6 protein-coding genes are annotated in these 6,334 nt (G+C 38.0%); all 6 read left to right on the top strand.

Annotation, left to right across the window (positions count from 1 at the left end; all coding sequences use genetic code 11):
* Positions 1-91 precede the first annotated feature (91 nt).
* The 6 genes from ABXQ82_RS08910 to ABXQ82_RS08935 all read left to right on the top strand — a co-directional run bounded on the left by ABXQ82_RS08910 (position 92) and on the right by ABXQ82_RS08935 (position 6,056).
* Positions 92-1,372: a sugar isomerase gene (locus ABXQ82_RS08910; RefSeq protein WP_367058002.1), complete on the top strand. Its 1,281-nt coding sequence runs from the start codon at positions 92-94 to the stop codon at positions 1,370-1,372.
* A gap of 3 nt (positions 1,373-1,375) precedes the next feature.
* Entirely contained in the window at positions 1,376-2,755 is a 1,380-nt protein-coding gene (locus ABXQ82_RS08915) for an FGGY family carbohydrate kinase (protein WP_367058005.1), read from the top strand.
* A 78-nt stretch (positions 2,756-2,833) separates the two neighbouring features.
* Complete coding sequence (locus ABXQ82_RS08920) at positions 2,834-3,982, top strand: alpha-hydroxy acid oxidase (RefSeq protein WP_367058007.1); 1,149 nt, start codon at positions 2,834-2,836, stop codon at positions 3,980-3,982.
* A gap of 39 nt (positions 3,983-4,021) precedes the next feature.
* A complete protein-coding gene (locus ABXQ82_RS08925; protein ID WP_367058009.1) occupies positions 4,022-5,437 on the top strand; it encodes a hypothetical protein in 1,416 nt (471 codons plus the stop codon).
* 160 nt (positions 5,438-5,597) lie between these two features.
* On the top strand, positions 5,598-5,753 hold the full coding sequence (locus ABXQ82_RS08930) for a hypothetical protein (RefSeq protein WP_367058012.1): 156 nt from the start codon (positions 5,598-5,600) through the stop codon (positions 5,751-5,753).
* A 48-nt stretch (positions 5,754-5,801) separates the two neighbouring features.
* Positions 5,802-6,056 carry an aldehyde dehydrogenase family protein gene (locus ABXQ82_RS08935; RefSeq protein WP_367058032.1) on the top strand — a complete coding sequence of 85 codons (255 nt, stop codon included), beginning with the start codon at positions 5,802-5,804 and terminating at the stop codon, positions 6,054-6,056.
* Positions 6,057-6,334: the final 278 nt, after the last annotated feature.

Below are 6,334 nucleotides of genomic sequence, written 5' to 3' on the forward strand. Positions count from 1 at the left end.
ATAAGAAAACATTTAATTGTACAAGAAAGCTTCCATAGGTTCAAATTGAAGTTCATGGAGGCTTCTTTTCTCAAATAAGAAGTAAAAACACATGGAAATTAAAAAAGATCAGATACAGGGTTTTAATAAAAAAAATCTTACTAGTCATAATGAACACTTTGATTTTTTAGCAAATAGATTATCAAAAAACGGGCATGATGTTTCCGCTATTGTTTCAAAATTATCTGAATTCCAAGTGGCTATACCAAGTTGGGCATTGGGTGCTGGTGGCACACGCTTTGGGCGTTTTTCATTTTATGGCGAACCTTCAAGTCTTGAACAGAAAATTGAAGACGTTGGTATTCTGCACGCCCTTACACAAACAGCTGGTGCGGTATCGCTTCATATTCCTTGGGACATTCCTTCAGATTATAATGCCATTAAGGAACAGGCAAAAGCTCTGAACATAAAATTTGATTCGGTAAATTCCAACACCTTTCAAGATCAAAAAAATGCAAGGGAAAGTTATAAGTATGGTTCTTTAAGCAATACAAGTAAAACAGTTCGAGAACAAGCCATTCAGCATAATTTAGATGTTATCAATATTGGCAACAAATTGGGCTCAAAAAGTCTGACCGTTTGGTTGGCAGATGGGTCTTGTTTTCCAGGTCAGAACAACTTCCAGACCGCGTTTCAAAACACTCAAGATAGTTTAATAGACATCTACAAAGGTTTACCAGATGATTGGAAATTATTGATTGAATACAAGCCTTACGAACCAAACTTTTACAGTACGGTTATTCAAGATTGGGGTGCTTCTTTAATGTTGGCAAACGGATGTGGCGACAAAGCCTTTACTTTAGTAGATCTAGGGCACCATCTTCCAAATTCTAACATAGAACAAATTGTGTCTATCCTTCAACTGAAAGGCAAATTAGGTGGTTTTCACTTTAACGATAGCAAATATGGCGATGACGATCTGACCGTTGGAAGCATCAAGCCCTACGCCCTATTCCTTATTTTTAACGAATTGGTTTATGGGATGCAGAACAATCCACAAAATCCAGATCTGGCATGGATGATCGATGCAAGCCATAACGTGAAAGACCCTTTGGAAGATTTAATACAGTCTCTAGAGGCCATTCAAGAAGCTTATGCAAAGGCGCTTTTGATTGACCAAACGGCATTAAAAGCAGCACAATCAAATAACGATGTGGTAAAATGCCAAGAAATCTTACAAGGGGCTTACAGAACTGATGTAAGACCGTTACTTGAAAGGGCACGACTAAAAACGGGTGGTGCATTAAGCCCTATTGATTCATTCCGCACTTTAAATATTAGAAATGTTTTGATTAAGGAACGAGGCAAAAACACAGTCGCAACAGGACTTTAAAATATGGGCAAGAAACTAAAAGTTACAGCTGTTTTTGATATAGGAAAAACCAATAAAAAGTTTTTCCTATTTGATGAAGGTTTCAAGGAAGTCCATAAAGAATACATTCAATTTGATGAAATCATAGATGAAGACGGTTTCCCTACCGAAAATCTGCCCGCCCTTCAAACATGGCTTAAAGAGGTATTTCATCGCATTCTGGATACGGAAAAATTCAATGTTAAGGCTATAAATTTTTCTACTTACGGTGCCAGTTTTGTACATATAGACGAATATGGAAAGCCCGTAACCCCGCTTTATAATTATACCAAACCTATTGACCAAAAACTAATAGACGGTTTCTTCAAAAAGTATGGCCCAAAGGAAGCCTTTTTAAAGCAAACAGGATGCGTAGATTTAAGCATGCTGAATTCGGGAATCCAATTATATTGGCTAAAACATACCAAACCCGAAGTTTTCAAAAAAATCAAATATTCTTTACACCTTCCACAATATCTTACTTATATTTTTTCAGGTGTACCGCTAAGTGAATATACAAGTATTGGTTGCCACACCGCTTTGTGGGATTATGAGAAAAAAGATTACCATGATTGGGTCTATGCCGAGGGAATCCACAAAATATTACCTTCAATCGTTTCTACGGAGACTAGTATAAACATTAATTACAACGGAAAACGTATCAAAATTGGCGTTGGCATCCATGATAGTTCTGCAGCACTTTTACCTTATTTAAGAAGCATCAGGAAAAAATTCATTTTGGTATCTACCGGAACTTGGAGCATTGTTTTTAATCCCTTTACGAAAAACCCCATTGCTACAGAAAAAGATGATAATGATACTATAAATTATATGCGCATTAATGGAAGGCCCGTCAAAGCTACTCGTATATTTTTGGGTAATGAATACAAAGTACAAGTCGCTAAACTAGATAGGGTTTTTGGCGTCAATGATGACTACCATCGTTCTGTAAAATTTGATTATGATACCTATTTTGAAATCATTCAAGATTTTAAACATTGTTACAAATGGGACAGTATCACGGATGAAGATATGCCAGAGAAAACGCAAATACCCCATCAAAAATATGAGCATGCTTACCATCAATTAATGATTGAGCTTGTGCTGCTTCAAATAAAATGCATTAAAAAATCACTTGGGAACAACACTATTTCAAGAATATACATCGATGGTGGTTTTAGCGATAACGACATCTATATCAAACTGCTATCGCACTATTTTAGAGATAAAAAACTGAGCACTACCGATGCTTCTTTAGGGTCTGCATTAGGTGCTGCTATTTCAATATCAGACAATAAATTAAATTCAAAATTTTTAAAAGAAAATTACGCACTCAAAAAACATGTGCCTTTTATTGTTAGCTAGTTTTTATAACAGTAAATCATGTTAACAATATAATTTAGAATAAATTTCTAAAAATTTTTATCATAAAAATAATTATTTATGGACATAAAAATTGATACACGTTACCCATCTATTGATGATTTAAGAGCTAAGGCTCGAAAGAAAATACCAAAATTCGCTTTTGAATATTTGGATGGTGGCTGTAACGAAGATGTTAATTTACATCGTAATACGTCCGAACTTAGGGAGGTTCAATTGAAGCCCAATTACCTAAGGGACCATCATGGTTCTTCACTTAAAACAAAATTATTTGGTATAGAATACGATGCGCCATTTGGTATAGCTCCTGTTGGACTGCAAGGTTTAATGTGGCCCAATTCTCCCGAGATTTTGGCTAAAGCCGCTTTTGACCATAATATCCCATTTATTCTTAGTACGGTAACTACAACAAGTATTGAACGCGCTAGTGAATTGACTGAGGGCAGGGCATGGTTTCAATTATACCATCCTACGGAAAACAGATTAAGGGATGACATAATTAAACGAGCAGCAGCGGCAGAATGCCCTGTATTGGTCATTCTCTGTGATGTTCCAACATTCGGGTTTAGGCCACGGGATATTAGAAACGGTTTGGCAATGCCCCCAAAAATGAACTTAAGTAATATTTTACAGGTATTCGCAAGGCCGCATTGGGGTTTACAAACCCTGAAACATGGGATACCGACTTTTGAGGTTTTGAAACCATACATGCCCAAGGGATTGGATTTAAAACAACTGGGTAAGTTTATGGATGAAACCTTTAGCGGCAGATTGAACGAGGAAAAAATAAGGCCTATTCGCGATATGTGGAAAGGGAAGCTTGTATTAAAGGGCGTAGCCTCTGAATATGATGCTGAGGAAGCCATCCGATTGGGTATTGATGGTATTATCGTTTCCAATCACGGTGGGCGTCAATTGGACGCGGGACAATCCACAATAAAACCATTATCGACAATTGCCGAAAAATACGGCGACCAGATAGAGGTTATGATGGACAGCGGTATTCGCTCGGGTCCTGATGTAGCAAGGGCTATGGCAAGTGGTGCTAAATTCACTTTTATGGGACGCTCTTTTATGTATGGTGTTTCGGCACTAGGCAAAAAAGGAGGCAATCATACCATTTCCTTGTTAAAAACAGAATTGCAACAGGTTATGGAACAACTCTGCTGTGAAAAAACCACGGATTTTCCTGATCATTTAATAAAGTAATTTACTTCAACTACCAATAATTAAATAAAACCAAACCATATGAGCCAAGTAAGCACCGAAGAAGAAATCATTGAAGAGATTGCAGGAGGAGAATTTGAAAGAACCCCCGTTCCCCAATCCAGACTTAAAGGCTGGAAAAGTTTTATAGGCATGTATGCGGGAGAACATGCGGCAGGGACGGAATTTATGATTGGTCCTTTATTTTTAACTACGGGCGTAAGCGCTTTCGACTTAATCGTTGGGTTGCTTATTGGGAATATCCTCGCTGTATTTAGCTGGCGGTTTTTAACGGCTGAAATAGCCGTTAAAAATAGGCTTACCCTTTATTATCAATTGGAAAAAATTTGTGGCAAAAATTTGGTCATGGGCTATAATCTGGCCAACGGCCTTTTATTCTGCTTTCTGGCCGGTGCCATGGTTACCGTTTCGGCAACCGCAATAGGGGTTCCTTTTGATATGCCCATGCCAAAATTAACCGACACTATGCCCAACAGCTTAACGTGGGTTATTATCGTTATACTCATTGGGGCAGTAATATCCATTATTGCAGCAAGAGGTTACGACACGGTTACCAAAGCCGCAAACTGGATGTCTCCTTTTATCGTTTTGGCATTTTTGGCCGCTGGAATAGTAGCATTATATCAGCTTGAAATCTCCAGTTTTTCTGATTTTTGGAATATTTGGGGCGAAGGCTCAGAGCCTTTTCCCGGACAAACAAAATTCACGTTTTGGCACGTGGTTATCTGGTCTTGGTTTGCTAATGCGGCCATGCACGTAGGCATGTCCGATTTATCTGTTTTCAGGTTTGCTAAAACAGCAAATGCAGGTTGGGCAACTACTGCGGCTATGTATGTTGGGCACTATATGGCGTGGATTGCCGCTGCCTTATTGTATGCCGTATATTTAAAGTCTCCAGAGGCTCAAGTTATTTTAAGCAATGGCGATGCGCCTCCCGTAGCCCCTGGCCCTTTGGCTAACAACGCTATTGGTGTTTTTGGAATTATCGCGGTGGTATTGGCAGGTTGGACAACTGCAAATCCAACAATCTATAGGGCAGGTTTGGCGTTTCAAGGTATTCTTCCAAAATTATCGACTGTAAAAGTGACCATCTTAGCGGGCACCATAGCCACTATTGCTGGGTTGTTCCCTGCTTTTGCTATGAAACTTTTAGATTTTGTGGCAGTTTACGGGTTTATTTTAGCACCTTTTGGAGCTATAATCGTCTTTGAACATTTCTTCCATGAAAAAGTAGGCATTATTAAAAACTATGCCGAAGAGGCCTGCATAAAATTCAACAAATCTGTGTTTTTGGCTTGGGCCATAAGCTTTGGATTGTTCTACTTTATCTCTTTACAATTTGATGTGTTTCTGTCTTTTGTATCGTTTCCCGCTTGGTTATCGTGCGGTGTTTTGTTTTTGATGTTCAGTAAATATTTTCAAAAGAAAAATACTTAAACATATAAATTCAATTTTATAATTAAAAAAACTATAAACAATATATTAACTAACAGTTTATAAATTCAACCTCCACAACGGAAATAAAAGTCTAAACCCTTGTACTGAAGAAGTTATTAGCATTATTTCAACGGGTTCAGCGCGGTGCTTTATTACAAAAATGGCAGATACCATTAGGAAAAACAGAGTTTATTTGGCTGAAACACTGTCCAAGGAACTGGCTAATTCTGTTGCGCCAAATACTATTATGGAATTTGCTGAACTCATTCAGAATATTGGCATGGCTCCAGGCGTATTGAATTTTGTTTGTGCTTAGGGAAGACTTATCGAAAAAGCACTTTCCAAAAGCCCTATTACTGGTGTTATCAGTTTAAGGGGAAGCGTTGGTGTCGTACAAGAGATTATTACCGATGCAGCAGAAAACATCACAAAACTGTCGTTGGAATTAGGTAGAAAAGCACCTGCTATTGTGTGTTCTGATGCCAATTTGGATTTGGCGGTTAATGCCATTGTATCGTCAAAAGTTAATTTTAGCGGAAAGGTATGTAACTGCGCGGAACGTGTTTATCTTCAAGACGCTGTTTATGATGAGTTTGTAGCTAAGATTCCTAAAAAATAAGCCAGGTCAAGATCGCTGATGCCTTGACAGGTACAGATGCCGATATGAGCAGTCTGGTGTCAAAATGCCAAATAGACAAGATTTCCAGTTTGGATTGACATCAACTGGCTGAGTTCAACCCATAAACACAATAATTGCTCTTGATGGTTGATCCCGGATCAAGTCAAAAAGTTGTGTGTGAATTGGAATAAGATTCCGATTTTTGTTTAAAAAAAGAACCTTGGACAATTATCTAGACTTACTCAAACTTATCTTACCTGAATTTCTGATCAATCATT

The organism is Algibacter sp. 2305UL17-15, assembly GCF_040720935.1.
Classification (GTDB): Bacteria; Bacteroidota; Bacteroidia; order Flavobacteriales; family Flavobacteriaceae; genus Jejuia.

Coding starts and splice junctions, on each gene's coding strand:
- ABXQ82_RS08910 (WP_367058002.1), top strand. CDS start 92: ATGGAAATTAAAAAAGATCAGATACAGGGTTTTAATAAAAAAAATCTT.
- ABXQ82_RS08915 (WP_367058005.1), top strand. CDS start 1,376: ATGGGCAAGAAACTAAAAGTTACAGCTGTTTTTGATATAGGAAAAACC.
- ABXQ82_RS08920 (WP_367058007.1), top strand. CDS start 2,834: ATGGACATAAAAATTGATACACGTTACCCATCTATTGATGATTTAAGA.
- ABXQ82_RS08925 (WP_367058009.1), top strand. CDS start 4,022: ATGAGCCAAGTAAGCACCGAAGAAGAAATCATTGAAGAGATTGCAGGA.
- ABXQ82_RS08930 (WP_367058012.1), top strand. CDS start 5,598: ATGGCAGATACCATTAGGAAAAACAGAGTTTATTTGGCTGAAACACTG.